Source organism: Pseudomonas huaxiensis, assembly GCF_003231275.1.
Classification (GTDB): domain Bacteria; phylum Pseudomonadota; class Gammaproteobacteria; order Pseudomonadales; family Pseudomonadaceae; genus Aquipseudomonas; species Aquipseudomonas huaxiensis.
The window spans coordinates 79,745-105,554 of the sequence record NZ_QKVL01000004.1 but is presented as its reverse complement, the minus strand read 5'-3'; the positions used below and the strand labels follow the sequence as shown (position 1 = coordinate 105,554).

The 25,810-nt window shown below is 63.0% G+C and carries 22 protein-coding genes and 2 tRNA genes; 11 read left to right on the top strand and 13 right to left on the bottom strand.

Going from position 1 to position 25,810, the window contains the following annotated elements; genetic code table 11:
• Positions 1-169 precede the first annotated feature (169 nt).
• The 6 genes from DM374_RS06925 (at position 170) to DM374_RS06900 (ending at position 5,432) form a co-directional block, all read left to right on the top strand.
• Positions 170-1,234, top strand: a complete 1,065-nt coding sequence (locus tag DM374_RS06925; RefSeq protein ID WP_095155455.1) for an ABC transporter substrate-binding protein — start codon at positions 170-172, stop codon at positions 1,232-1,234.
• A gap of 100 nt (positions 1,235-1,334) precedes the next feature.
• A complete protein-coding gene (locus DM374_RS06920) occupies positions 1,335-2,141 on the top strand; it encodes an alkaline phosphatase family protein (RefSeq protein ID WP_110969205.1) in 807 nt (268 codons plus the stop codon).
• On the top strand, positions 2,138-2,980 hold the full coding sequence (locus tag DM374_RS06915) for an ABC transporter permease (protein WP_095155453.1): 843 nt from the start codon (positions 2,138-2,140) through the stop codon (positions 2,978-2,980). Before DM374_RS06920 ends, DM374_RS06915 begins: the two co-directional genes overlap by 4 nt.
• Positions 2,967-3,764 carry an ABC transporter permease gene (locus DM374_RS06910; protein ID WP_095155452.1) on the top strand — a complete coding sequence of 266 codons (798 nt, stop codon included), beginning with the start codon at positions 2,967-2,969 and terminating at the stop codon, positions 3,762-3,764. Before DM374_RS06915 ends, DM374_RS06910 begins: the two co-directional genes overlap by 14 nt.
• Position 3,765: 1 nt before the next feature.
• Positions 3,766-4,755: an ABC transporter ATP-binding protein gene (locus DM374_RS06905; RefSeq protein ID WP_110969204.1), complete on the top strand. Its 990-nt coding sequence runs from the start codon at positions 3,766-3,768 to the stop codon at positions 4,753-4,755.
• A 23-nt stretch (positions 4,756-4,778) separates the two neighbouring features.
• On the top strand, positions 4,779-5,432 hold the full coding sequence (locus tag DM374_RS06900; RefSeq protein WP_110969203.1) for an HAD family hydrolase: 654 nt from the start codon (positions 4,779-4,781) through the stop codon (positions 5,430-5,432).
• A 45-nt stretch (positions 5,433-5,477) separates the two neighbouring features.
• Here DM374_RS06900 and DM374_RS06895 read toward each other — a convergent pair whose 3' ends face one another.
• Positions 5,478-6,440: an NAD(P)H-quinone oxidoreductase gene (locus tag DM374_RS06895; RefSeq protein ID WP_110969202.1), complete on the bottom strand. Its 963-nt coding sequence runs from the start codon at positions 6,438-6,440 to the stop codon at positions 5,478-5,480.
• A gap of 139 nt (positions 6,441-6,579) precedes the next feature.
• On the opposite strand from DM374_RS06895, the gene DM374_RS06890 reads away from it, so the two are divergent.
• Positions 6,580-8,661, top strand: a complete 2,082-nt coding sequence (locus tag DM374_RS06890) for a carboxy terminal-processing peptidase (RefSeq protein WP_177431523.1) — start codon at positions 6,580-6,582, stop codon at positions 8,659-8,661.
• A 134-nt stretch (positions 8,662-8,795) separates the two neighbouring features.
• Positions 8,796-10,553: a bifunctional diguanylate cyclase/phosphodiesterase gene (locus tag DM374_RS06885; protein ID WP_110969200.1), complete on the top strand. Its 1,758-nt coding sequence runs from the start codon at positions 8,796-8,798 to the stop codon at positions 10,551-10,553.
• A 167-nt stretch (positions 10,554-10,720) separates the two neighbouring features.
• Here DM374_RS06885 and DM374_RS06880 read toward each other — a convergent pair whose 3' ends face one another.
• The 10 genes from DM374_RS06880 to DM374_RS06835 form a co-directional block, all read right to left on the bottom strand.
• The gene (locus tag DM374_RS06880; RefSeq protein WP_110969199.1) at positions 10,721-12,361 is read right to left on the bottom strand and encodes a hypothetical protein; all 1,641 of its coding nucleotides are present in this window, start codon (positions 12,359-12,361) and stop codon (positions 10,721-10,723) included.
• Positions 12,362-12,387: 26 nt separating this feature from the next.
• Entirely contained in the window at positions 12,388-12,714 is a 327-nt protein-coding gene (locus DM374_RS06875) for a hypothetical protein (protein WP_110969198.1), read from the bottom strand.
• Positions 12,715-12,989: 275 nt separating this feature from the next.
• Positions 12,990-13,358 carry a hypothetical protein gene (locus DM374_RS06870; RefSeq protein ID WP_095155444.1) on the bottom strand — a complete coding sequence of 123 codons (369 nt, stop codon included), beginning with the start codon at positions 13,356-13,358 and terminating at the stop codon, positions 12,990-12,992.
• Positions 13,355-13,699 carry a helix-turn-helix domain-containing protein gene (locus DM374_RS06865; RefSeq protein WP_095155443.1) on the bottom strand — a complete coding sequence of 115 codons (345 nt, stop codon included), beginning with the start codon at positions 13,697-13,699 and terminating at the stop codon, positions 13,355-13,357. Before DM374_RS06865 ends, DM374_RS06870 begins: the two co-directional genes overlap by 4 nt.
• Before the next feature lie 101 nt (positions 13,700-13,800).
• Positions 13,801-14,241 (bottom strand): YkvA family protein, encoded by a 441-nt coding sequence (locus DM374_RS06860; protein WP_110969197.1) that lies wholly within the window; start codon positions 14,239-14,241, stop codon positions 13,801-13,803.
• Between the two features lie 251 nt (positions 14,242-14,492).
• Positions 14,493-15,236 carry an FKBP-type peptidyl-prolyl cis-trans isomerase gene (locus tag DM374_RS06855; protein ID WP_110969196.1) on the bottom strand — a complete coding sequence of 248 codons (744 nt, stop codon included), beginning with the start codon at positions 15,234-15,236 and terminating at the stop codon, positions 14,493-14,495.
• 196 nt (positions 15,237-15,432) lie between these two features.
• Positions 15,433-16,365, bottom strand: a complete 933-nt coding sequence (pcaQ, locus tag DM374_RS06850; RefSeq protein ID WP_110969195.1) for a pca operon transcription factor PcaQ — start codon at positions 16,363-16,365, stop codon at positions 15,433-15,435.
• Between the two features lie 119 nt (positions 16,366-16,484).
• Positions 16,485-16,862 (bottom strand): nitrite reductase small subunit NirD, encoded by a 378-nt coding sequence (gene nirD / locus DM374_RS06845; RefSeq protein WP_110969194.1) that lies wholly within the window; start codon positions 16,860-16,862, stop codon positions 16,485-16,487.
• On the bottom strand, positions 16,862-19,420 hold the full coding sequence (gene nirB, locus DM374_RS06840) for a nitrite reductase large subunit NirB (protein ID WP_110969193.1): 2,559 nt from the start codon (positions 19,418-19,420) through the stop codon (positions 16,862-16,864). The genes nirD and nirB overlap by 1 nt, the downstream gene beginning before the upstream one ends.
• A 316-nt stretch (positions 19,421-19,736) precedes the next feature.
• Complete coding sequence (locus DM374_RS06835; protein ID WP_110969192.1) at positions 19,737-23,756, bottom strand: bifunctional nitrate reductase/sulfite reductase flavoprotein subunit alpha; 4,020 nt, start codon at positions 23,754-23,756, stop codon at positions 19,737-19,739.
• Here DM374_RS06835 and DM374_RS34060 point away from each other — a divergent pair.
• Complete coding sequence (locus DM374_RS34060; RefSeq protein ID WP_263854260.1) at positions 23,755-23,889, top strand: hypothetical protein; 135 nt, start codon at positions 23,755-23,757, stop codon at positions 23,887-23,889. The two genes, DM374_RS06835 and DM374_RS34060, sit on opposite strands and share 2 nt — an antisense overlap.
• Positions 23,890-24,092: 203 nt before the next feature.
• Here the strand turns inward: DM374_RS34060 and DM374_RS06830 are convergent.
• Together DM374_RS06830 and DM374_RS06825 are read right to left on the bottom strand one after the other, a co-directional pair.
• A tRNA-Asp gene (locus DM374_RS06830) sits at positions 24,093-24,169 on the bottom strand.
• 13 nt (positions 24,170-24,182) lie between these two features.
• Positions 24,183-24,258: transfer RNA gene (locus DM374_RS06825), tRNA-Val, on the bottom strand.
• 159 nt (positions 24,259-24,417) lie between these two features.
• Here DM374_RS06825 and rdgC point away from each other — a divergent pair.
• Positions 24,418-25,338 carry a recombination-associated protein RdgC gene (rdgC, locus tag DM374_RS06820; protein WP_110969191.1) on the top strand — a complete coding sequence of 307 codons (921 nt, stop codon included), beginning with the start codon at positions 24,418-24,420 and terminating at the stop codon, positions 25,336-25,338.
• A gap of 150 nt (positions 25,339-25,488) precedes the next feature.
• Complete coding sequence (sugE, locus tag DM374_RS06815) at positions 25,489-25,806, top strand: quaternary ammonium compound efflux SMR transporter SugE (RefSeq protein WP_095155435.1); 318 nt, start codon at positions 25,489-25,491, stop codon at positions 25,804-25,806.
• Positions 25,807-25,810 lie beyond the last annotated feature (4 nt).

Sequence of the window (25,810 nt, the reverse complement as noted above, 5' to 3'; positions counted from 1 at the left end):
ACGCTGTAAGCCCAAGGTCAGTTGGCAAGCCTCGGATTAGCGCCTCGACATCAAACTGTCACGCAACCTCCCTACCTTGGCTCAGGTATTGCTGACCTAGACCAACCGAACCGCAACGACGTCTTACCCCTTTACACGTTTTGCAAGGCACCCCATTAAGGAGCTTCGGATGAAACAGCTTTTCCTGGCCTCTCTGTTAGGCGCGAGCATTGCCCTGTCCCACTCGGCCGTCGCCGCCGACACCGATCTCAAAGCCCTCGAAGACGCTGCCCGCAAGGAAGGCACCGTGAACAGCGTCGGCATGCCCGACGCCTGGGCCAACTGGAAAGGGACCTGGGCCGACCTGGCCAGCAAGTACGGTCTCAAGCACATGGACACCGATATGAGTTCGGCCCAGGAAGTGGCCAAGTTCGATGCCGAGAAAGACAACGCCAGCGCCGATATCGGTGACGTCGGCGCTGCCTTCGGACCGATCGCGGTGACCAAGGGCGTGACCCAGCCGTACAAGCCAAGCACCTGGGACCAAGTGCCCGACTGGGCCAAGGATCAGGACGGCCACTGGGCGCTGGCCTATACCGGCACTATCGCCTTCATCGTCAACAAACAACTGGTGAAGGAAGAAGACATCCCGAAGACCTGGCATGACCTGGAAAAGGGCAAGTACAAGGTCGCCATCGGTGACGTCGGCACCGCCGCCCAGGCCGCCAACGGCGTACTGGCCGCAGCCATCGCCTACAAGGGCGACGAGAAGAACATCGAGCCGGGCCTGCAACTGTTCACCAAGCTGGCCCAGCAGAAGCGCCTGTCGCTGGCCAACCCGACCATCCAGACGCTGGAAAAGGGTGAGATCGAAGTGGGCGTGGTCTGGGACTTCAACGGCCTGAGCTACCGCGAGCAGATCGATCCGAAGCGCTTCGAAGTGCTGATCCCGTCCGATGGCTCGGTGATTTCCGGCTACACCACCATCATCAACAAATACGCCAAGCACCCGAACGCGGCCAAGTTGACCCGCGAGTACATCTTCAGCGATGCCGGCCAGACCAACCTGGCCATCGGTCACGCCCGGCCGATACGCGCCGACCACCTGAAGCTGCCGGCTGAGGTTCAGGCCAAGCTGCTGCCGAACGAGCAATACCAGGCCGCGCAGCCGATCAAGGATGCCGCGGCGTGGGAAGCCACCTCGAAGGCCCTGCCGCAGAAGTGGCAGGAGCAGGTCATCATCGAGATGGAGTGAGGCCCAATCGCGAGCAAGCTCGCTCCTACAGACGATCGCGTCGTTCGTGTAGGAGCGAGCTTGCTCGCGATTGACCGCACCGCCGCTTTCGGAGCTTCCAATGAACCACAACGTCATCCTGGTCCTGCTCGACGGTCTCAATCACCAGGTCGCGCACCATGCCATGGGCCACCTGCACGCCTACGTCGAAGCTGACCGCGCCGCGCTGTACCGTCTTGAATGCGAGCTTCCGGCGCTGTCCCGCCCGCTCTACGAATGCATTCTCACCGGTGTACCACCGATCGACAGCGGCATCGTGCACAACCAGGTGTCCCGCCTGTCCCGCGAACGCAGCATCTTCCACTACGCCCGCGATGCCGGCGTGGGGACCGCAGCGGCGGCGTATCACTGGGTCAGCGAACTGTACAACCGCACGCCGTTCGACCCGGTGCGCGATCGCCATACGAACGCGCCCAAGATGCCGATCCAGCACGGCCTGTTCTATTACGCCGACCACTACCCGGACTCGCACCTGTTCGCCGACGCCGAGTACCTGCGGCGCAAGCATCAACCCGGCTTTCTCCTGGTGCACCCGATGAACATCGACGACGCCGGCCACCGCCATGGCCTCGACAGCAGCCAGTACCGCAACAGCGCACGCAGCGCCGATGTTCTCCTGGCCGATTACCTCGGCACCTGGCTCGCCGAGGGCTATCAGGTGCTGGTCACCGCCGATCACGGCATGAACAACGACCGCTCGCACAACGGCCTGCTGCCGGAAGAACGTGACGTGCCGCTGTTCGTGTTCGGCGACGGCTTCAGCCTCGACCCCAACGCCAAGCCCCTGCAAACCGAGCTGTGCGGCACGATCTGCGAGTTGCTCGGTGTGGCCCACGACAAACCGTTCTGCCGGGAGTTGCTTTCGTGAATCCGCTGACCCGCGGCAAGTGGCTAGCGCTGCTGTGCCTGCTGCCCTTCGCAGTGTTCTTCATCATTTTCCAGATCGCCCCGCTGGCCTGGGTAGCGATCCACAGCCTGCAAGCCGAAAGTGGCTGGGGCCTGGACAATTTCAGCAAGATCTTCGCCTCGAAGTTCTACCGCCAGGCGATCCAGCACAGCCTGGAAATCAGCTTCTGGTCGAGCCTGTTCGGAATCGTGATCGCGGTGCTCGGCGCCTATTCGCTGCAGCGAGTCGACTCGCGCCTGCGCGATTTCGTCAACGCCTTCGCCAACATGACCAGCAACTTCTCCGGGGTGCCGCTGGCTTTCGCCTTCATCATCCTCCTCGGCTTCAACGGCGCCCTGACCCTGGCGCTCAAGCAGGCCGGGCTGATCGAGGACTTCAACCTCTATTCCAAGACCGGGCTGATCATCCTCTATACCTACTTCCAGATTCCGCTCGGCGTGCTGCTGCTCTACCCGGCCTTCGATGCCCTGCGCGAAGACTGGCGCGAATCTGCCGCGTTGCTCGGCGCCAACGCCTGGCAGTACTGGCGGCATATCGGCCTGCCGGTGCTGACCCCGGCGCTGCTGGGCACCTTCGTCATCCTCCTGGCCAACGCCCTCGGCGCCTACGCCACGGTGTACGCGCTGACCACCGGCAACTTCAACGTGCTGCCGATCCGCATCGCCGCGCTGGTGGCCGGTGATATTTCCCTCGACCCGAACCTGGCCAGTGCCCTCGCGATCATCCTCGTCGGGCTGATGAGCCTGGTGACCCTGGTCCATCAATGGCTGCTGAAGAGGAGCTACCATGTTGCGCGCTGAACCGGGGGCCAGCCGCCTCTACCACCGACTCGTGGTCTGGGTGCTGTTCCTGATCCTGCTGTTGCCGCTGGCCGGCACGCTGCTGTATTCGCTGTCCACCAGTTGGTCGGCGAGCCTGCTGCCCAGCGGCCTGACCTTCAAATGGTATGTGGCGCTGTGGAGCGACCCGCGCTTCCTCACCGCCTTCGCCCAGTCGCTGCTGGTCTGCGTCGGCGCGCTGCTGCTGTCGGTGCTGCTGATCCTGCCGCTGCTGTTCGTGGTGCACTACCACTTCCCGCGACTCGACGCACTGATGAACATCCTCATCCTGCTGCCCTTCGCCGTGCCGCCGGTGGTGTCCTCGGTGGGGCTGCTGCAACTCTACGGCTCGGGGCCGATGGCCATGGTCGGCACGCCGTGGATTCTGATCGGCTGCTACTTCACCGTGGCCCTGCCGTTCATGTACCGGGCGATCACCAACAACCTCCAGGCGATCAACCTGCGCGACCTGATGGACGCCGCCCAACTGCTCGGTGCCAGCACCTGGCAGGCGGCGTTCCTGGTGGTGCTGCCGAACCTGCGCAAGGGCCTGATGGTGGCACTGCTGCTGTCGTTCTCGTTCCTGTTCGGCGAGTTCGTCTTCGCCAACCTGCTGGTCGGCACCCGCTACGAGACCCTGCAGGTCTACCTCAACAACATGCGTAACAGCAGTGGCCACTTCAACAGTGCCCTGGTGATTTCCTACTTCCTCTTCGTACTGGTGCTGACCTGGGCAGCCAACCGCCTGAACAAGGACAAGACCTGATATGAGCTTCGTCAGCATCCAGAACCTGGAAAAAACCTACGCCGGCAGCCCGGTGTTCAAGGACATCAACTTCGAGATCCAGCGCGGCGAGTTCATCACCCTGCTCGGCCCGTCCGGCTGCGGCAAATCCACCCTGCTGCGCTGCATCGCCGGGCTGACCCCGGTGGACAGCGGCAAGATCCTCCTCGACGGCAACGATCTGGTGCCACAGAGCCCGCAGAAACGCGGGATCGGCATGGTGTTCCAGAGCTACGCGCTGTTCCCCAACATGACCGTGGCGCAGAACGTCGCCTTCGGCCTGCGCATGCAGAAGGTCAAGGACGAGGACAGCCAGACCCGGGTCAACGAAGCGCTGCGCATGGTGGAGTTGCAAGACTTCGCCGGGCGCTACCCGCACCAGCTTTCCGGCGGCCAGTGCCAGCGCGTGGCCCTGGCCCGCTCGCTGGTGACCCGGCCACGCCTGCTGCTGCTTGATGAACCGCTGTCGGCCCTCGACGCGCGTATCCGTAAACACCTGCGCGAACAGATCCGCCAGATCCAGCGCGAGCTGGGGCTGACCACGGTGTTCGTCACCCACGATCAGGAAGAAGCGCTGACCCTGTCCGACCGCATCTTCCTGATGAACCAGGGCAAGATCGTCCAGAGCGGCGACGCCGAAACGCTCTACACCGCGCCGGTGGACGCCTTTGCCGCCGGCTTCATCGGCAACTACAACCTGCTCGACGCCGACAGTGCCAGCCGTCTGCTGCAACGCCCGGTGACTGCTCGCCTGGCGATCCGCCCGGAAGCCATCGCGATCAGCCTCGACGGCGAGCTGGAGGGCCAGGTCCGCAGCCACAGCCTGCTGGGCAATATCATTCGTTACCGCGTCGAAGCCCGCGGCGTCGAGTTGCTGGTGGACGTGCTGAACCGCTCATCCGCAGATCTCTATCCGGACGGACAACGGGTATCCTTGTCGATCGATCCAACTGCCCTGCGCGAAGTCGCGTAGGGGATGCACGGGAGTTTTCTTGAATGGCTTTAGCGATCTTCGATCTCGACGAAACCCTGATCCACGGCGACTGCGCCTCGCTGTGGAGCGAGCAGATGGTCCGCCTGGGCTGGGTCGACGGCCCGTCTTTCCTGCGCCGCGACCATGAGTTGATGGAAGCCTACGGCAAGGGCCACCTGGCCATGGAAGACTACATGGCGTTCAGCCTGGAGCCCGTGGCTGGTCGCACGCCCGAGGAAGTCGAGCACCTGGTGGAACCCTGGGTCGAGGACTTCATCGAACCGATCATCTTCAGCGATGCCTGCCGCTGCATCGCCGAGCACCGGCGCAAGGGCGACCGGATCCTGGTGATCTCTGCCTCTGGCACGCATCTGGTCGGGCCGATCGCGGCGCGGCTGGGCATCGACGAATTTCTCGCGATCGAACTGGAGGTGGTCAACGGCGTGTACAGCGGCAAGACCAGCGGCGTGCTGACCTACCGCGAAGGCAAGATCACCCGGCTGCTGGAATGGCTGGATCAGGAAGAAGAGAACCTGGAAGGGGCGAGTTTCTACTCGGACTCGCGCAATGACTTGCCGCTGTTACTGAAGGTGGATCATCCGCATGTGGTCAACCCGGACCCGGTGTTGCGCGAGCATGCAGAGAAGAATGGCTGGCCAGTGCTGGCCTGGAGCTGATTCGCGGCCAATGAGGGCCTCATCGCGGCGATGAGGCCCTGACAATCACACCAACGCTGGATCAATCACCAACACCAGCTTTCCGGAGACCTGGTTCCCCTCCAGTTCCGCAAAGGCTGCTTCGGCATCCTTCACCGGATAGCTGCGCACCAGTTGCGGTTTCAGCCGGCCTTCGGCGAACAACGGCCAGACCTGCTGTTGCAGGTCACTGAGCAGGTCCGCCTTGAACTGATCATCGCGGTTGCGCAGGGTCGAGCCGGTCACCTGGATGCGCTTGCCCAGCAGCAGGGCGAGGTCCAGGTCGGCCTTGCGCCCGCCCATCAGGCCGATGATGACCCAGCGTCCGTCGCGGCCCAGCAGCTTCAGGTTCAGCGCCGCATAGCTGGCGCCCACCGGATCGAGGACCACGTCGAACGGCGCGAAATCATTCAGCGCCTCCAGATCATCACCCCGCACCACGCCACCGCTGGCGCCCAGGCTTTCGCAATACGCCAGGCGCTCGGCGGAACCGACACTGACCCAGCACGGGCTGCCAAAGGCCTTGCACAACTGGATCGCCGCCGAGCCCACGCCGCTGGCGCCGGCGTGCAGCAACACCTTCTCACCGGGCCTCAGGCCGCCAAGCTGGAACAGATTGAGCCAGGCGGTGGCGTACACTTCCGGCACCGCGGCCGCTTCGTGCAGGCTCAGGCCGTCCGGCACGGCCATTACGTGACGGGCATCAGCCACCACTTCCTCGGCCATGCCACCGCCCGCCAGCAATGCGCAGACCCGGTCACCGACCTGCCACGACGAACCAGCACCCACCTCGGTAATCACCCCGGAGCATTCCAGGCCAAGGTATTCACTGGCGCCGGGCGGCGGCGGGTAGAGACCGGCACGCTGCAGCAGGTCGGCGCGATTCAGACCAGCAGCGGCAACACGAATTCGTACTTGACCTACATCGCAGGTTGGACTTGTCGTATCAACCCACTCCACATGTCCTTCAACGCCTTGCAATGCCTTCACAGTGCCTCCATAGTTGAGTCAAGACTGAGCCTGGGTGCTGTGGCCCCGGGCTTTTTGCATTATGCGACCGGCTCCATGGAGCCGGCGAATTCAAAGACGGCCCACTATGCGTTATCAATTGCCCCTGCGTCGAATCAGCATGAAGCACTTTCTTCCCAGCACCGCCCTCGCCCTGCTGATCGGCCTTGGCAGTCTGCCCCTCGCGGGCAATGCACTGGCCGCCAACAGTTGGGAGTCGCTGCACCCGGACCGCGACCAGGTGGTCGCCAGCCTGAACGTGGTCGAGTTGCTCAAGCGCCACCACTACAGCAAGCCGCCCCTCAACGACGCCCGCTCGGTGATCATCTACGACAGCTACATCAAGCTGCTGGACCCGGCGCGCATCTACTTCACTGCGGGTGATATCGCCGAGTTCGACAAGTGGAAGGCCCAGTTCGACGATTTCCTCAAGAGCGGCAACCTGGAACCCGGCTTCGATATCTACAAGCGTTACCTGGACCGCGTGAAGTCGCGTCTCGACTTCACTCTGGCCGAGCTGAACAAAGGCATCGACAAGATCGACTTCACGGTCAGCGAAACCCTGCTGGTGGACCGCAAGGACGCCCCGTGGATGAAGACCGACGCCGAGCTGGATGACCTGTGGCGCAAACGTCTGAAAGACGAAGTGCTGCGCCTGAAGATCGCCGGCAAGGAACCCAAGGCCATCCAGGAACTGCTGACCAAGCGCTACAAGAACCAACTGTCGCGCCTTGACCAGACCCGTTCGGAAGACATCTTCCAGGCCTACATCAATACCTTCGCCCAGTCCTACGACCCGCACACCAACTACCTGTCGCCGGACAACGCGGAAAACTTCGACATCAACATGAGTCTGTCGCTGGAAGGTATCGGCGCGGTGCTGCAGAGCGACAACGACCAGGTCAAGATCGTGCGCCTGGTACCGGCCGGCCCTGCCGCCAAGACCAAGCAGGTCGCACCCGCCGACAAGATCATCGGTGTCGCCCAGGGCGACAAGGAAATGGTCGACGTGATCGGCTGGCGCCTGGACGAAGTGGTCAAGCTGATCCGCGGCCCGAAAGGCTCTGTGGTCCGCCTGGAAGTGATTCCGGCGAACAACGCGCCGAACGACCAGACCAGCAAGATCGTCTCGATCACCCGCGAAGCGGTCAAGCTGGAAGAGCAGGCGGCGAAAAAATCCGTGCTCAACCTCAAGCAGGATGGCCGCGACTACAAGCTCGGCATCATCGAGATCCCGGCCTTCTACCTCGACTTCAAGGCCTTCCGTGCCGGCGATCCGGAGTACAAGAGCACTACCCGCGACGTGAAGAAACTGCTCACCGAGCTGCAGAAGGAAAAAGTCGACGGCGTGGTCATCGACCTGCGCAACAACGGCGGCGGTTCCCTGCAGGAAGCCACCGAGCTGACCAGCCTGTTCATCGACAAGGGCCCGACCGTGCTGGTGCGCAACAGCGACGGCCGTGTGGACGTGCTCGAAGACGAGAACAGCGGTGCCTTCTACAAAGGCCCGCTGGCATTGCTGGTCAACCGCCTCTCGGCCTCGGCCTCGGAGATTTTCGCCGGCGCCATGCAGGACTACCACCGCGCACTGATCATCGGCGGCCAGACCTTCGGCAAGGGCACCGTGCAGACCATCCAGCCGCTCAACCATGGCGAGCTGAAGCTGACCCTGGCCAAGTTCTACCGGGTGTCCGGCCAGAGCACCCAGCACCAGGGCGTACTGCCTGACATCGATTACCCGTCGATCATCGACACCAAGGAAATCGGCGAGAGCGCCCTGCCCGAAGCGATGCCGTGGGACACCATCCGTCCGGCGATCAAACCAGCCAGCGATCCGTTCAAACCGTTCCTTGCGCAACTCAAGAACCGCCACGACGACCGCAGCGCCAAGGACCCGGAGTTCGTCTACATTCGCGATCGTCTGGCCCTGACCCAGAAACTGATGAGCGAGAAGACCGTCAGCCTCAACGAGGTCGAGCGCCGTGCGCAGCACGCCGATATCGAAAACAAGCAACTGGTCCTGGAAAACGCTCGTCGCAAGGCCAAGGGCGAGGAACCACTGAAAGAACTGAAGAAGGAAGACGAAGACGCCATTCCAGCAGAGCCGGACGATACCAAGCCGGAAGACGATGCCTACCTGAGCGAAACCGGGCGCATCCTGCTGGACTACCTGAGCCTGAATTCGGCAGTCGCCAAGCACTGAAAAATGGCTGAATCGATAATGGCAAAATAGTATGAGCGCATAGCGTTACGTCATTAAACAGTCATCAAACTGTCGTGAAATAAGGGACTGAGCACCACTGGTGCTCAGTCCCTTTTTTTCAAGGTAGTCCCGACATGACCATGACCGAACAGCTCAGCGCGTTGAGTTCCATCCTGACTCAAAGCGGCTTGCACAGCCTGTTCCAGCCCATCGTCTGCCTCTCCGAACGGCGCATCCTCGGCTACGAAGCCTTGAGCCGCGGACCGTCCAACAGCCCGCTGCATTCGCCGATCAACCTGTTCGCCGTGGCGCGTCACGCCGGTCGTCTGACCGAGCTGGAAATCGCCTGCCGGGAAAGCGCCTGCCGCCGCTTCAGCCAGCAGAAACTGGACGGCAAGCTGTTCCTCAACGTCTCGCCTGAATCGCTGCTAGAACCGCAATACCAGTCCGGACTGACCCTCAAGCTGCTGCAGAACCTCGGCATCCCCGCCAGCCAGGTGGTCATCGAACTGACCGAGCAAACCCCCACTGACGACTTCCAACTGCTGTTCAACGCCCTGCACCACTACCGCGACATGGGCTTTTCCATTGCCCTGGACGACCTCGGTGCTGGTTATTCGAGCTTGCGCCTGTGGTCCGAGCTGCGTCCGGACTACGTGAAGATCGACCGCCACTTCATCGACGGCATCCACCTGGACGCGGTCAAGCGCGAGTTCGTCGGCTCCATCCTGCAGATTGCCAAGGCCTCGCGGGCCAAGGTGATCGCCGAAGGCATCGAGCTGGCCGAAGAACTGGCGGTGCTGACCGAGATGGGCGTCGATCTGGTCCAGGGCTATTTCATCAGCCGCCCGCAGGAGCAGCCGCCACGGGATGCCGCGCAATTGCTCCCCGGCCCGGTGACAAGCAGCGTACCGGCGCTGGTGGACGAGCCCTCGGACCTCGGCGCCCTGCTGATCGAGCAACCGGCGGTGACCGGCAGCACCGCCACGCCGAAGGTGCTGGAAGCTTTCCGCCGCCAGGCCAACCTCAACTCGCTGGCGGTGCTCGATGAGCAGCAGCGGCCTTGTGGCATCGTCCACCGCCACTCGCTCTCCGATGCGCTGCTCAAGCCCTTCGCCACCGACCTGTTCGCGCGCAAGCCGATCAGCCGGCTGATGAGCGAGGACTTCCTCGCCGTGGAACTGACCCAATCGTTGCAGACCGTCAGCCGCCTGCTCACCAGCCGCGCCCGCCAGCGTATCGAGGAAGATTTCATCATCACCCACCTCGGCCGCTACGTTGGTCTGGGCCGGGTCATCGATGTGCTCAAGTTGATCACCGAGCAGAAGATCCAGCAGGCTCGCTATGCCAACCCGCTGACCCTGCTGCCAGGTAACGTGCCGATCAAGCAGTGCCTGACCCGCTTGCTGCAACAGCAGCGCAAGGCGGCGATCTGCTACGTCGATATCGACAGCTTCAAGCCCTTCAACGATATCTACGGCTACGCCCGTGGCGATGAAGTCTTGTTGTGCCTGGCCCAGTGCCTGAATGACCGGGTGGATCCGGCCCGGGATTTCGTCGGACACATCGGTGGCGACGATTTCATGCTGGTACTCGGCTCACTGGATTGGGAGCAGCGCCTGAACGTGCTGCTGGAGGACTTTCAAAAGCAATGCCGGCGTTTCTATCGCGCCGAGCATGTGGAAGCCGGCTGTTTCATTGCGCACAACCGCCTCGGTCAGCGTCAGGAATTTCCTCTGCTGTCGCTGTCCATCGGTGTCGTGCAGTTGCGCCCGGAAGCCTGTGCACAGCTCGATGCCGACCAGTTGGCCGACCTCGCGTCGCAGGCCAAGCACCACGCCAAGGATGTCGCCGGCCACAGCCTGTACCTGATCGATACTGCGGTTGCCTAAACGAAAAAACCGGGGCCAGGCCCTAATGCCAGTCAGTTAAGCCTGTTGACACCCATCGCGAGCAAGCTCGCTCCTACACTGTAGGAGCGAGCTTGCTCGCGATGGACTGCATAAAACGCTAACTGACTGACATTAGGCCAGGCCCCGGTTTTCTGTCAGCGTTCGGCTCAGGCCTTCGGCGTGACTCGGTCGGCGGTCATCGCGGCTTGCGCGTCACCGTTTTCGATCATCAGTTGCTTCAGACCCTGCGGGAAACCAGGGAATGGCGCGTCGAAGCGGAACTTGGAATGGCTCATCAAGCCACCCGCCTTCTCTACCGCCGCCTGACTCCAGCTCACCTGATAAGCGCTACCTGCGATCGACTCCAGGTCAATGTTGACCAAGAACAGCGCATGCATCGGGGTGATACCAGCGTAGTCGGCGGCATCGAGATCAGCGCCCGCAGCAACCAGTCCATCGATGAACTGCGGGTTCTTCTTCATGCAGTAGTGCAGCGCGGTCTTGCCCTGGTAGTCCTTGGCGTTGACGTCCTGATTGGCGATCAGACTCTGCAGGCGCTCATCGGCACGGGTGTCCTCGCGGAAGCCCATGAACTTGGCCGAACGGCACAGCAGGTGCAACGGGGTGTTGCCGTACAGATCGACCTGCTTGCCTGCCGGTTCAGCGGCCAGACGCAGCACGTGGTCGGCGGAGCAGTTGAGTTCGTTGGTCATGCAGCGCATCAGGCGGTTCTGGCCGTTGAACGCCTGCTTGGAAGCATCAGCACCCAGCTTGATCATCAGCTCGTAGGCGTTTTCCGCGGCGCGGTGAATCGGCCGGTTGCCGTACTGATCAAGTGGCGCGTTGATATCGACCTTGCTGTTGGTCAGCAGGTATTCCAGGCCCTGCAGATCCGCCACCTCGTTGGCGTAACCCTGTTGCCGGCCTTCGAGCATCTTGGCCAGTTGGTAGTTCTCGCCCTCGTTCAAGCTGCGCTCGTAGACGTTGGCCTTGCCGTAGGTGAAGGTGGTCAGGGTCTTTTCGCTGTCGTTGACGATGTCCTGACGTTCCTTGACCGTGCCTTCCGGCCACGGCGCGCGGAAGTAACGAAGCTGCTCGCCCTCACGTTTGCCAGCCACGTAGTTGTTCACCTCGGCAAGACGCGAAGTGCCGTCTTCGAGCTGGTAATACTCCTCGCTGCGACCGCTGAGCTCACCGTTCTTGTAAGCCTTGCGCACGCCGATGACACCCGTAGGGAAATACACCTCGCTGATGCCCTCGAGCTTGCCGCTGCCGTCGGTGGCGTAACGCTCGACGCCGCGCAGCACCTGCTTGCCCTCGACGATCTGCCAGGCCTTCTGCTCGCCAACGGTCTTGCGGTGGTTGGGTGTGCCCGGCTCGTCGATCTTGGCGATCTCGCGCAGGCTGAAGCCAGTGGCGCAGTCGAACGTGGTATCGGTGCGCACACCGCTTTTCACCACGATGGTCATGGATTGCTTCTTCTCGTCGCCCTTGCTGGTGCAGTACACCGTGGACGAACCGGTGAATTCGCCGGCGCGCAGCTCCAGGTCCTGTGTCAGGTTGCCCTGCTCGTCGTGAGCTACCCACTTGCCATCGGCGCGACCGTCCTTGACGCTGAATTCCAGGGTCTTCACACCGTTTTCGGTACGGGTCACCGAACCGTTGGCCGGCTTGCCGCCATCACGCTCGGCGTAGCGGGAGCCGGGCCGGAACTGGTCGCCGTCGGACGACTTGAGGTCCTTGGCGTCATAGCCACCACAACCGGTGAGGATCAGGCCGATGGCGGCGGGCAACAGAAGTTTGCGCATGCGTTTCTCTCCGTGGATGAACACAATCACTTGACGCGAACGAGGGTGACGTTGAGCAGGTTGCCCTCGCCGACCACTTGCAGGCGGTTACCGCCGTCGAGCACGCGGGCATGGATGATGGCCTGACCGTCTTTGTCGCGGGCGGTGACCATGCCGTCGGCCTGTTCCCACTCGTCGACCACGAACTTGTCACCGTCAATGACGATGCTGTCGGACTTGAGTACGGCCTGGCCGCCGTTGATCTGCATACCCATGACACTGCTCTGGACCTGGAAGGTGCCTTCGATCGCGTCATTGCCGCAGCCAGTCAAAAGCGTGGCAGCGCACAGCAGGGAGAGAAATTTGAGTTTCACGAGGAAGCTTCCTTGTCGCAGGGTATGGGCCCGACTCAAGGCAGCGTGCCATCCGTGGATGGCTGACGTTCGTCCCTGAACCTGGCGATGGAGAGATCGAACGCACCATCCAAATGATGGCTACTCAATATCTTGACGCCATTGACTTGCCACCATCGGGAAAGTTCCGATAAGCGGTCAGGAAAGATGAAAAAGTTTTCATTCTGGCGGGAAAATCCGGCCCGCACGCCACCACGTCAGGGCGAGGGCCGCCCCGAAGACGCGCGAAAAAACCGTCAGGCTTCTTCGGGGTAACTGAACTCGAAGACCCGCACCACTTCAGAGGCATGCCATGACGCTGCGGCCATGCCGTCCGAGGGCCCGGAAAAACGCCCCAGACGCTCCACGCACTCGAAGAAGCCGGTTCGCGGCAACCGGCTGGCGCCCTGGCTGATCACCAGCGAGCTGCGCAGCGGCTGCTCGGCACGGGCATCCAGAAGCGCCAGGTGTTCCAGGGCGGCGGTCAGCGTCTGCATCGCCGGGCTGGGCAATTGCAGACGTTCGAGCAAGGCGCGGTAGGTCAGTAGATGGCGCTGGCGGCGCGCGACATCCAGCTCGCCGAGCAGCCCGTCCCAGTGCTGCCGGCTGATCCGCACGGCGCTCATGACGGATCGCTCCAGCCCGGCAACCCCAGCTCCCAGGCCAAGCTGCGGCGTATCGCCGAGTCGGGCAGGCGCTCACCGCTTTCGATCATGGCCAGGTAGTGCGGGCTGATGCCAACGCTCCGGGCCAGTTGCTCCGCCGCCAGGCCCTTGGCCTGACGCAACACGGCCAGCTCGCTCAACAAAGGCAGGCTGGCCGGTTCGGAGGGTGCTTCAATGGCGGTCTGCGCGGCCGGAGATACGGCCTCCGGCTGACCCGCCGCCTTGAGTAACGCCTGATAGTGGTCCCAGGGAACAACCGCGTACTCGGGTTGACCGTCTCGGCTAATAACCTGAATAGCCATCACAACCCCCTTGTCGGACTTCTCGCATGTAATCTGTAGGCATAATCGTTATGCCAATAATATTACCAGCCAACGGGGGAATTGCAGCAGCCCGGTTTTACTCAGCGCCGGTTCTGTTCCAGGCGCAGGGCTTCCGGGGTGTCTGGCAGGCGTTCGACCACCCGCAGTTTTTCCGGAGATTGACGCTCGCGCCAGGCACGGAAAGCGTCCAGTTCATCACTCACAGTCTTGAGCACCCAGCCCAGCACGGCAATGTCGTCAAGCAGGCCGACGCCGAGCAGCCAGTCAGGAATGGCGTCCAGCGGGCTGACGAAATACAACAGGCCCGCCACGATGGTCACCAGCGCCTTGGGACTGATGGCCCGGTATTCGCCACGCCACCAGGCGACGCAGAGCGCCTGCAGCAGCCGGACGTCGTCCTTGAGCTGGCCCAGCCGCGGGCCTTTGCGGGCGACGGCGAACAGCAGTGCCGGCAAGCGGCCGCGGCTGAGCAGGCGTTCGGCCAGGGGCAGGAAGCGAGTGAAATTCCACGGTGCTTTCATGTGACCTCCAACGGCAATGCCGGAAGGTTATCCACATTAATTGTGGATAACCTTGTGAACAGAGCCTCTTTTTAGGCCCGCAAATCCCGCTGGGCAAGGCCCGGGGTTAAATCGGGCGTTTTTTACACACTTGTTTCAATCCGCAATCGTTTTGCGAAGGGCTTCACAGTCCGGCCGCAACCGCCTTTCCCGTCCCGCACAAACGACAACGCCCCGTCATGACGGGGCGTTGGACAACAGCATCGGCCGAATTACTTGGCAGGTGCTTCTGGGGCTTCTGGTGCTTCAGGAGCATCCAGCTTGGCCTGGTCCTTGATGCCCAGCAGTTCCAGGTCGAAGACCAGAACCGAGTTGGCCGGGATCATAGGGCTCGGGCTCTGTGCGCCGTAGGCCAGGTCAGCCGGGATGAACAGCTTGACCTTCTCGCCGACGTGCATCAGTTGCAGGCCTTCGACCCAACCCGGGATCACGCCGCTGACCGGCAGATCGATCGGGCTGCCGCGCTCGACGGAGCTGTCGAACACCTTGCCATCGATCAGTTTGCCTTCGTAGTGAACAGTCACCACGTCGGTCGGCTTGGGCTGAACGCCGTCGGCCTTCTTGACGATTTCGTACTGCAGGCCCGAAGCAGTGGTGACGACACCCGTCTTCTTGCCGTTCTCTTCGAGGAATTTCTTGCCAGCCGCGGCGGACTCTTCGCTCATCTTGGTCAGGCGCTCTTCAGCGCGCTTCTGCAAGGCGGCAAAGGCTTCGATCAGCTCTTCGTCCTTGAGACGCTGCTCTTTCTTGCCTACGGCGTCTTCGATGCCCTGGGCAACAGCCTTGGAATCGAGGTCGTCCATGCCTTCCTGAGCCAGGCTCTTGCCCATGTTCAGGCCGATACCGTAGGAGGCTTTCTGTGCCGGGGTTTTCAGCTCGACGCTGGTCTGCGAATCGCAACCCGCCAGGACCAGGCTAACCAGGGCAACCGCAGCCGCCAACCGATGCTGTTTCATGCTATTTCCTTGTTCATGCGCCAAAGGGGCAATCGGGTAAAGCCGCGAGAATATCAGGCGGCCACGACCAATGGCTACCGGCAATAGGAACGAGAAAAGTCCTAGAAGTTCAGCAAGATGAACAGGTCTTCATACAAGCATCCGGCACGGGGCCAGTATGGAAGGTTCGACCGGGGCAAAAGTGCCATTGCGCGGCTTACGGATAGTCGCCGTCACGGTATTGCGCTGCAACTTCACGCAACACTTCACACAGCCATTGCGCCGGTAGCGGCAGCGGCAAGGCGGCGTTGCTGCAGATCCCCACCGAGCCGCCCGGCTCGCTGACGCCCAGGTCCAGCTCGGCCAGTTCGCCACGATCCAGGTCTACCCGTACCGCGTCGCGCGGCGCGACCCAGATCGCATCGCTGCCCTGGACATAACGCCGGCTCAGGGCTGGCGAAAGGGTTTCCAGGCGCTGGCGCGGCTGTTCGATGGCGCATTGCACGAACAGGCTGTCGGCATGCTTGCGAATGGTCGTGCCGGCCAGCGGCAGCACCAGCGGATAGGCGCCGAGCTGGCTGCGCTCGATCGGCACGCGCGCCAGCAATGGATGGCCGGGGCGCACCACCAACGACATCGATTCGCTGTACAGGTGTTCGAACAACAGGCCCTGGATTTGCGGGCTGTCGGTCATGCGACCGATCACCAGATCCAGCTCACCGACATGCAATTGCGCCAGCAGGTGCGCGCTCGGCCCCGTAGCGACACTGACCACCAGTGCGGCATGACGCTGATGCAGGCGGCAGAGGGCTTCCGGCATCAGCAGGCTTTCCACCGTCGACAGCACGCCCACCTTCACCTGCGGCGGCGCATGTTCTTCGCCGCGCAGGGTGCTCACCCCTTCCCGCAGCGCCTGCACGCAAGGACCGGCGTAACGCATGAAACGCACCCCGGCCGGGGTCAGTTCAACGCCTTGACGGCCGCGCTCGAACAGGCGGGTCTGGAGCAGGTCTTCCAGTTCCTTGAGGGTCTTGGAAATCGCCGGCTGAGTGATGGCCACGGCATCGGCGGCCTTGGCGAAACTGCCCTGGCGGGCAATTTCGAGAAAGCACAGGAGGTGGCGGAATTTGATTCGGGTGTCGAGGTTCATGGTCGGAGTTTATCGGCTCTCAAGCTTCAAGTTACAAGTTTCAAGCGGCAAGAAAGAGCGGTCGGCGTCGCCGCTGCTTTCCTCTTGCAGCTTGCCGCTTACAGCTTGAAGCTTGAAGCTTACAGCTTGTAAGTGCGTTCCTCGCCGATCTCCACCCGCCCCTCATTCACCCGCACCGCCCAGACCCGCAACCCCTGCCCTTCATCCTCCAGACAGCGCCCGTCGTGCAGTGAGAAATGCTGTTTGTACAACGGCGACGCCACCACCAGTTCGCCCTTCAGGCTGCCGATCAGGCCACGCCCGATCACATTGGCACCAGACCGCGGGTCATGGTTGTCCAGCGCATGCACTTCGGTCTCGGCACCCGGCACATAGAACAACGCCACCTGCGCTCCCTCGTGCCACACCACCACGCCCGACTGGGCCACCAGGTCGGTTTCGGCGCATACCGGGGTCCATTGGGTTGGCGATTGCACCGCTACGTTCGACAGGTTCATCAGAGCACCTCCTCGGTGGTCGGGATCAAATGGAGTTCAGCCGCAGCAATCGGCCGGCGCTGGCCACGCTCGCGGACGAAATGCACGCCCGGATCGGCGCGATGGTCATTGACGAAGGTACGGAAGCGCTTGAGCTTTTCCGGGTCTTTCAGGGCGTTGGCCCACTCGCATTCGTAGCGGTCGACCACATGCTGCATCTGCGCTTCCAGCTCGGCAGCGAGGCCCAGGCTGTCGTCGAGGATCACTTGTTTGAGGTAGTCCAGCCCGCCCTCCAGGCTTTCACGCCAGACCGAGGTGCGCTGCAGCTTGTCGGCGGTGCGGATGTAGAACATCAGCACGCGGTCGATGATGCGCACCAGGCTGTCGTCGTCGAGGTCGGTAGCGAACAGTTCGGCATGCCGCGGACGCATGCCGCCGTTGCCGCAGACATAGAGGTTCCAGCCCTTTTCGGTGGCGATCACACCGATGTCTTTGCTCTGCGCCTCGGCGCACTCGCGGGTGCAGCCGGACACCGCGAACTTGAGCTTGTGCGGCGAGCGCAGTCCCTTGTAGCGGTCCTCCAACAGCAAGGCCATTTTCACGCTGTCCTGCACGCCGTAGCGGCACCAGGTGCTGCCGACGCAGGACTTCACCGTGCGGGTAGATTTGCCGTAGGCGTGGCCGGTCTCGAAACCGGCAGCGATGAGCTCTTCCCAGATCAGCGGCAACTCATGCAACTGGGCGCCGAACAGGTCGATGCGCTGGCCGCCGGTGATCTTGGTGTAGAGGTCGTATTTCTTCGCTACTTCACCGATCACGATCAGCTTTTCCGGGGTGATTTCACCGCCAGGAATTCGCGGCACCACCGAGTAGGTGCCGTTCTTCTGCATGTTGGCCATGAAGGTGTCGTTGGTGTCCTGCAGCGGCACCAGCGCCGGGTCCATGATCGGCTGATTCCAGCACGACGCGAGGATCGAGCCTACGGTGGGCTTGCAGATATCGCAGCCGATATGACCCTTGCCGTGGCGCTCCAGCAGTTCGGCGAAGGTGCGAATCCCCTCGACCCGCACCATGCCGTACAGCTCCTGGCGCGTGTAGGCGAAGTGTTCGCAGAGGCTCTTGTCCACGGTCACGCCGCGGGCGGTCAGCTCATGCTCGAACACCTGCTTGAGCAGCGCCGCGCAGCCGCCGCAACCGGTGGCGGCCTTGGTACAGCCCTTGACTGCGGCGAGGTCGCCACAACCGCTGTCGATGGCGGCGCAGATCGCGCCTTTGCTGACGTTGTGGCAGGAGCAGATGGTCGCGGTGTCCGGCAGCGCGTCGGCGCCGAGGGCCGGGGCACCGGAGGATAGCGGCAGGATCAGCGACGACGGATCGGCCGGCACCGCGATGCCGTTCTGCACGTATTGCAGCAGGGTGTCGTAATAGCTGTTGTCGCCCACCAGCACCGCACCGATCACCCGCTTGCCGCTGGGGTCCAGCACCAGTCGGCGGTAGGCGCTGCCGGCCTCGTCGATAAAGCGGTAGCTGCGCGCACCGGGCGTGGCGCCGTGGGCGTCGCCGATGGAACCGACGTCCACGCCGAGCAGCTTGAGCTTGGTGGACATGTCGGCGCCTTCGAAGGCGCTGAACGACTGCCCCGCCAGTGCCGCCGCAAGGTTGCGGGCCATGTTGTAGCCGGGCGCCACCAGACCGAAGATACTGCCGTTCCAGGACGCGCATTCGCCAATGGCGTAGATACGCGGGTCGCTGGAGCGGCATTCGCCGTCGATTACCACGCCGCCGCGCGGGGCAATCTCCAGGCCACAACCACGGGCCAGTGCGTCCTGCGGCCGGATGCCGGCGGAGAACACGATCAGGTCGGTCTCAAGGCTCTCGCCACCGTCGAAGTTCATGCGGTAGCGGTAGTCCTGGCCGTCTACAATCGCCTGGGTCGCCCGCGAGGTATGCACGCCGACACCCAGCGCCTCGATCTGCGCACGCAGGGCCGCGCCGCCTTCGCTGTCCAGTTGCACCGGCATCAGCCGCGGCGCGAATTCCACCACATGGGCTTCCAGGCCGAGGGATTTGAGCGCGTTGGCCGCCTCCAGCCCGAGCAGGCCCCCGCCCACCACCACGCCGCGCCGAGCGTTGGTGGCGGCGATGCGGATGGCGTCGAGGTCATCAAGGGTCCGGTAAACCAGCCGCGCCGCGCCTTCGGAGCCCTGGATCGGCGGCACGAAGGGATAGGAACCGGTGGCCAGGATCAGCCGGTCGTAGGGGTAACGGCCCTCGGCCGTCACCACTTCGCGGCGCTCGCGGTCCAGTTCCAGCACCGTCTCGCCCAGGTGCAGCGCAATGCCATGCTCGGCGTACAACTCCGCCTCACCCAGCGCCAGCGCCTCGGCGTCGCTGCCACTGAAGTACTCCGACAGGTGCACCCGGTCGTAGGCGCGTTGGCGCTCTTCGCCAAACACCCGCACCTCGAAACGGGCCAGAGCGCCGCGCTCGATCAGTTGCTCGACGCAATGGTGGCCCACCATGCCGTTGCCGACGATGACCAGCTTTTCTCGTTGTTCGATGGACGCGATGGCGTTCATGTCCGGATCCTCACGGTGCGGGGCGTGCCCCGAAAAAAACACAAAAAAAGGCGCCTGGAGCCGAAGCTCCAGGCGCCTTTGCCTGGTCTTGAATCGTTATGTAGTCCGTAGCGGTGATCGACGTTGACCACCCGGGACGTTGTGGAGTTGTAAAAGCAGGGAGTGTGCCAAGTGGGGAAATCAGGGAAATTGCAGTGAAACCGTGGGGAAATCGAACCACGCTGGTGCAATTCATTCCGGGGGTGAACTCTAATGGGGCTGCTTCGCGAGCAAGCTCGCTCCTACAGAGTCGGCCCGGCTGAGCTGCCGTGAGGCCTCAATAGACATCCCGCAGATAACGCTTGTCCCGCCCCATCTGCGCCACATAGAGCGCGGCATCCTCGGCACTCATCCCACCCTGCACGGCAATCACCTCTTTCAGCGCGGCATCCACATCCTTGGCCATCCGCGCCCCATCACCACACACATAGAAGCAGGCGCCCTCCTCCAGCCATTGCCACAACAGCGCGCCGTGTTCACGCATGCGCTGTTGCACGTAGACCTTTTCCGCTTGATCCCGCGAAAACGCCGTGTCCAGTCGGGTCAGAACACCACTGTCACACCACGCCATCAGTTCATCGCGGTAGTAGAAATCACAGGCCTCTCGCTGCTCACCGAAGAACAGCCAGTTACGCCCCTTGGCCTGCCGCGCCTCCCGCTCCTGCAGAAACGCGCGAAACGGCGCAATCCCGGTGCCGGGGCCGATCATGATCACCGGCACGCCATCATCCGCCGGCAACCGAAAACTCGCCGACGGCTGCGGGAAAATCTGCACCCTCAGGTTCTCGGCGCGATCCGCGAGGTAGCTGGAGCAAACCCCTTTGCGCTGACCGAAGCGCACGGTGGACATGGTCAGATGCACCTGCGTCGGGTGCAGCTTTGGACTGGAACTGATGGAATACAGCCGCGGCTGCAATGGTTTGAGCAGCGCCAGCCACTCCGCCAGGGAAAGGTTCAAGGGAAATTCGGCGAGCAGATCGACCAACTGCCGTCCCCAGAGCCAGTCATTCAATTCGGCCTTGCCAGCGGGCAACCCGGACACTTTGGCCAATACCTGCGGCGTGATGCGGGTGATATCCAGATGCTCGCCCAACGCAACAGCCAGCGGCATCGGTTCCTTGAGGTTGACCACGGCATCACCGTCCAGCCCGCTACAGCGCAGGAACTCCTCCACCAGTTGCGGACAGTTGCGCGGCCAGACACCCAGCGCATCGCCCGCCTGGTAACTCAGCCCGCTGTCGCCAAGATCGAACACAAGCTGCCGGGTTTCCTTGCTCGCCCCCGGCCCATTGAGCACGCGGTTTTCCAGCAACTGCGCGGGCAGCGGATGGTTTTTGCCGAACGCAGGCTTTGCCACCTCGGCGACCGGCACCGGCATCGGCATCGGCATCGGCATCGGCGCTTCGGCGAGTTTGGCCGTCAGCGCCTGCAGCCAACTGGCGAAGGGCTCATCGAAATCCGGCTCGCAATCGACCCGTTCCAGCAGGCGCTCGCCACCCAGTTCGGTCAGACGCTGATCCAGTTTTCGCCCGAAACCGCAGAACTGGTCGTAGCTGGAGTCGCCCAGGGCCAGCACCGCATAAGGCCGCTTCGCCCAGGCGGCGTCATCCTGCAGCGCCTGCCAGAAGCTGGTGGCGCTGTCGGGCGCTTCGCCATCGCCGAAGGTGCTGGTGATCAACAGCAGACTGGCCGCTTCGCCGACCTGCGCCGGCTTCGCCGCTTCCATGCAGTCCAGGTGCACGCTCAGCCCCGCCTCCCGCAGGTGGCTGGCGCAACGCTCGGCGAGGGTCTGGCTGTTGCCGGTCTGGGAAGCCCAGAGCACCAGATGCGAGGGCTTTTGCTCGATCGCCGCTAGCGCGCTGCTGGTCGACGCCTCACTGCGGGAATACATCCCGGCCAGCAGCCCATCGACAAACAGGCGCCGCGCCGGGGCGAGGGGCGCATTGGCGGGCAGTACCGGCACACCAACGGGCGTCGCCGCACCAAGCCCGAGCAGGAAGCCGTGCAAATACTGCTGTTCGCTTTCGGCCAGGGCCAAAGCAGGGGGCGCACCCAGGCCCAGGACCTGGCGCAAGGTGTCGGTCGGCATCAGCCCGGCCTCCTTGGTAATGACGGGATTCAGTTGAAGTGCATCGATGCGCTCGCCGCTGACCCGGGTCAGGGCCACGGCGCAGTGCTTGAACGCCGGCTGCAGGGAAATCGGGTCCACGGCATCGCAGGTCACGGCGTTGATCGCCAGTTGCTCGCCATACAGGTCGTTCCAGTGAAACGGCGCAAAGCAGTTGCCCGCCAGGACCCGCGCGCTGATCCGCGCTGGCAGCACGGCCTGGCCGCGGCGGGAGCTGACTTTCACCTGGTCCTTGTCGGCAATGCCCAAGGCGGCGGCGTCTTCGGGGTTGATTTCGAGGAACGGCCCAGGCTCGAGCTTGTTCAGGCTGGCGACCTTGCCGGTCTTGGTCAGGGTGTGCCACTGGTGCTGGACGCGGCCGGTGTTGAGCACCAGCGGGTAGGACTCGTCCGGTAATTCGGACGGCGGCAACCATGGCCGGGCGAAGAAACGGGCCTTGCCACTGGCGGTAGCAAAAACGATGGCCGGGCGTTCACCATCGACACCGTCGCGTGGCGTCTGGCTCAGGCCGTCATTGAGGTAGCGCAGCGGGCTGCGGCTGTCGGCCCGCCCCGGCTCGCACGGCCATTGCCGCGGGCCTTCTCGCAGTTGCTGATAATCGAGACCGCGCAGGTCGTAGCCGGTTGCCGGGTTCCAGGCCTGGCGGATTTCCTCGAATACCGCTTCGGCGCTGGCATAGCTGAAACCCTCGGCGTAGCCCATGGCACAAGCCACCCGGGCGATGATCTGCCAGTCCGGCAGGCTATCGCCAGGGGCATCCACCGCCTTGGCGGTGAGGGTCAGGTTGCGTTCGGAGTTGATCATCACGCCTTCGGATTCGGCCCACAGCGCGGCGGGAAGAAGGATGTCGGCGTAACGGTTGGTTTCGGTGTCGAGAAAAGCGTCCTGGCTGATCACCAGTTCCGCCGCGCGCAGGCCGTCGATCACCCCCTGGCGGTTGGCGACACTGGCCACCGGGTTGCTGCAGATGATCCAGCAGGCCTTCACCTCGCCCGCCGCCATCTGCTCGAACAGGCCGATGGTGCCCTCGCCGCCTTCGGCGCGCAGGCTGCCCGGCGCAATGTTCCAGAGACCTTCGACAAACTGCCGGTCGGCCTCGACCAACGCCGAACGCTGTCCGGGAAGGCCGGGGCCCATGTAGCCCATTTCCCGCCCGCCCATGGCATTGGGCTGGCCGGTCAGCGAGAACGGTCCGCTGCCGGGACGGCAAATCGTTCCGGTTGCCAGGTGCAGATTGCACAGCGCATTGGTGTGCCAGGTGCCATGGATGCTCTGGTTGAGGCCCATGGTCCAGCAGCTCATCCAGTCCTTCGCCGCACCGATCCAGGCGGCGGCCTGGCGGATATCGGCTTCGGCCAAACCGGTGATTTCAGCAACCCGTGCCGGCGTGTAATCGGCGAGGAAGGCCGGCATTTCGTCCCAGCCCTCGGTGTAGCGGGCGATGAACTCGTTATCGGTGTGACCGTTTTCGTGCAGCAGGTGCAGCAGGCCGTTGATCAGGGCGAGGTCGGTGCCGGGGCGGATCTGCAGAAACAGGTTGGCCTTGTCGGCGGTGGCGCTACGCCGCGGATCGACGACGATCAGCCGAGCGCCGGCCTTGAGCCGGTCGAGCAGGCGCAAAAAAAGAATCGGATGACAGTCGGCCATATTGGCGCCGATGACGAAGAACACCTCGGCGTGCTCGAAATCCTGATAGCTGCCCGGTGGGCCGTCAGCGCCCAGCGACAACTTGTAGCCGCTGCCAGCGCTGGCCATGCACAGGCGCGAGTTGGACTCGATATGCCGGCTGCGGATAAAGCCCTTCACCAGCTTGTTCGCCAGGTACTGGGCTTCCAGCGACATCTGCCCGGACACATACAACGCCACGGCGTCCGGGCCGTCGCGGTCGATGATTGCGCGAAGGCGGCGGGCGGTCTGTTCGATGGCCTGCTCAATCCCCAGACGCACCGGGTCGCGCTGGCGCTGATCGCGCAGAAACGCCCATTCCATGCGCCCGGACTCGCGCAGCGGCTGATGGCAGCTCAGCCCTTTGGTGCAGAGCCGGCCGAAATTGCTCGGGTGCTGCTTGTCACCGCTGACCTTGGTCACCCGGTTGTCGGTCACGCTCATGACGATGCCGCAACCGACACCGCAATACGGACAGACACTGCGCACCGTCGTGCTGGTCATGACCCTGACTCCCCTGCCTTTTGCACAAAAACAAAAAGGCGCCCTGCCGCTCCGCCCTGAAAAACAGGGGAAGCAGCACGGCGCCTTTGTCGTGAACGGGGCAATCGACGTTGATTGCCTGATGAGCAGGTGAAAGCAAGGGGCGCGCCAGAGTGCCCGAAGCCCTGATTCATGGGGCTTGGCGGTCTGTCGTGAGGAAATCGCTGCACCGTGATGGTGAGCGGCGCACCAAGGCGTGGCATGGGATGCCGAAGAAATCGTGGGCACAAAAAAAGCGACCCTAAGGTCGCTTCCTTTGTAACTTCCGGGTGTTCAGTGGGCCCTGGAAGTTGAATATGGCGCAGCGGACGGGACTCGAACCCGCGACCCCCGGCGTGACAGGCCGGTATTCTAACCGACTGAACTACCGCTGCGCTTAACACTGAGTGGTGGGTGATGACGGGATCGAACCGCCGACCCTCTGCTTGTAAGGCAGATGCTCTCCCGGCTGAGCTAATCACCCTTCGTCTCGGTGTGGCGCGCATTCTACGGAGCACCCCAAGGTCTGTAAAGCACTTTTTGAAAAAATTTTTTCAGGCGTTCCAACGACTTAGCGGGGTTGGCCTCAGCGGCTCCCTCGGAGAATAATGCCCCCCTTATATAGAGAGGAGTGATCCGCCCCATGTGGTTCAAAAACCTGCTGAGCTACCGCCTGACCCAGGACATCCCGTTCGATGCCGAAGCACTGGAAACTGCACTGGCCACCAAGCCCGCTCGCCCATGCGCCAGCCAGGAGTTGACCACCTACGGTTTTGTCGCCCCCTTCGGCAAAGGCGAAGACGCGCCACTGGTGCACGTCAGTGGTGACTTCCTGCTGATCGCTGCGCGCAAGGAAGAGCGCATCCTGCCCGGCAGCGTCGTGCGCGACGCGGTCAAGGAGAAGGTCGAAGAGATCGAGGCCGAGCAGATGCGCAAGGTCTACAAGAAGGAACGCGACCAGATCAAGGACGAGATCATCCAGGCCTTCCTGCCGCGTGCCTTTATCCGCCGCGCCATGGTCTTCGCCGCCATCGCGCCGAAGCTGGGCCTGGTACTGGTCAACTCGGCCAGCGCCAAGCGTGCCGAAGACCTGCTGTCGACCCTGCGTGAAGTGATGGGCTCGCTGCCGGTGCGTCCGGTGACCGTGAAGATCGCCCCAACCGCCACCATGACCGACTGGGTGAAAAGCCAGAAAGCCGCCCCGGACTTCTATGTCCTGGACGAATGCGAACTGCGCGACACCCACGAAGACGGCGGCATCGTCCGTTGCAAGCGCCAGGACCTGACCAGCGACGAGATCCAGTTGCACCTGGGCACCGGCAAGCAAGTCACGCAACTGTCCCTGGCCTGGCAAGACAAACTGTCGTTCGTCCTCGACGACAAGATGGTCATCAAGCGCCTGAAGTTCGAAGAACTGCTGCAGGATCAGGCCGAGGAAGACGGCGGCGAGGAGGCCCTGGGCCAGCTCGATGCCAGCTTCACCCTGATGATGCTGACCTTCACCGAGTTCCTGCCGGCGCTGTTCGAAGCGCTGGGCGGTGAAGATATTCCGCAAGGCATCTGATGAAGCGCGGGGCCGCGGTTGCGGTCCCGCCTACATCCTGTTTGCCCTTCGCACCAAGACTGTGCACTATACTGCGCACTGCGAGGACGGCCTCGCGACGCACCGCGTGACCATCCGGGGACGGCCCCATCACCTGATGGAGTAACGAGCATGTCCTGGATCATTCTGTTTTTCGCCGGCCTTTTCGAAGTCGGCTGGGCTGTCGGCCTGAAGTACACCGACGGCTTCACCCGCCCCCTGCCCACCGCCCTCACCGTCGCCGCCATGGCTGTCAGCCTTGGCTTGCTCGGTCTTGCCATGAAGGAATTGCCGCTGGGTACTGCCTATGCAATCTGGACCGGCGTGGGTGCGGTGGGGACGGTCATCGCCGGGATCATCCTGTTCGGGGAGTCCATGGCGCTGGTGCGGCTGCTCAGCGTTGCGCTGATCGTCGCCGGCCTGATTGGACTGAAGGTCAGCGCAAGCTGACCTT

What these genes read in the sequence shown, in the direction of transcription:
- nirD (WP_110969194.1), bottom strand. Translation starts at nt 16,862, where the DNA reads ATGAACCTGTCGAACGTAGCGGTGCAATCGCCAACCCAATGGACCCCG.
- DM374_RS06890 (WP_177431523.1), top strand. Translation starts at nt 6,580, where the DNA reads ATGAAGCACTTTCTTCCCAGCACCGCCCTCGCCCTGCTGATCGGCCTT.
- sugE (WP_095155435.1), top strand. Translation starts at nt 25,489, where the DNA reads ATGTCCTGGATCATTCTGTTTTTCGCCGGCCTTTTCGAAGTCGGCTGG.
- DM374_RS06900 (WP_110969203.1), top strand. Translation starts at nt 4,779, where the DNA reads ATGGCTTTAGCGATCTTCGATCTCGACGAAACCCTGATCCACGGCGAC.
- pcaQ (WP_110969195.1), bottom strand. Translation starts at nt 16,365, where the DNA reads ATGAACCTCGACACCCGAATCAAATTCCGCCACCTCCTGTGCTTTCTC.
- DM374_RS06860 (WP_110969197.1), bottom strand. Translation starts at nt 14,241, where the DNA reads ATGAAAGCACCGTGGAATTTCACTCGCTTCCTGCCCCTGGCCGAACGC.
- DM374_RS06925 (WP_095155455.1), top strand. Translation starts at nt 170, where the DNA reads ATGAAACAGCTTTTCCTGGCCTCTCTGTTAGGCGCGAGCATTGCCCTG.
- rdgC (WP_110969191.1), top strand. Translation starts at nt 24,418, where the DNA reads ATGTGGTTCAAAAACCTGCTGAGCTACCGCCTGACCCAGGACATCCCG.
- DM374_RS06920 (WP_110969205.1), top strand. Translation starts at nt 1,335, where the DNA reads ATGAACCACAACGTCATCCTGGTCCTGCTCGACGGTCTCAATCACCAG.
- DM374_RS06835 (WP_110969192.1), bottom strand. Translation starts at nt 23,756, where the DNA reads ATGACCAGCACGACGGTGCGCAGTGTCTGTCCGTATTGCGGTGTCGGT.
- nirB (WP_110969193.1), bottom strand. Translation starts at nt 19,420, where the DNA reads ATGAACGCCATCGCGTCCATCGAACAACGAGAAAAGCTGGTCATCGTC.
- DM374_RS06870 (WP_095155444.1), bottom strand. Translation starts at nt 13,358, where the DNA reads ATGAGCGCCGTGCGGATCAGCCGGCAGCACTGGGACGGGCTGCTCGGC.
- DM374_RS06885 (WP_110969200.1), top strand. Translation starts at nt 8,796, where the DNA reads ATGACCATGACCGAACAGCTCAGCGCGTTGAGTTCCATCCTGACTCAA.
- DM374_RS06880 (WP_110969199.1), bottom strand. Translation starts at nt 12,361, where the DNA reads ATGCGCAAACTTCTGTTGCCCGCCGCCATCGGCCTGATCCTCACCGGT.
- DM374_RS06855 (WP_110969196.1), bottom strand. Translation starts at nt 15,236, where the DNA reads ATGAAACAGCATCGGTTGGCGGCTGCGGTTGCCCTGGTTAGCCTGGTC.
- DM374_RS06910 (WP_095155452.1), top strand. Translation starts at nt 2,967, where the DNA reads ATGTTGCGCGCTGAACCGGGGGCCAGCCGCCTCTACCACCGACTCGTG.
- DM374_RS06905 (WP_110969204.1), top strand. Translation starts at nt 3,766, where the DNA reads ATGAGCTTCGTCAGCATCCAGAACCTGGAAAAAACCTACGCCGGCAGC.
- DM374_RS06865 (WP_095155443.1), bottom strand. Translation starts at nt 13,699, where the DNA reads ATGGCTATTCAGGTTATTAGCCGAGACGGTCAACCCGAGTACGCGGTT.
- DM374_RS34060 (WP_263854260.1), top strand. Translation starts at nt 23,755, where the DNA reads ATGACCCTGACTCCCCTGCCTTTTGCACAAAAACAAAAAGGCGCCCTG.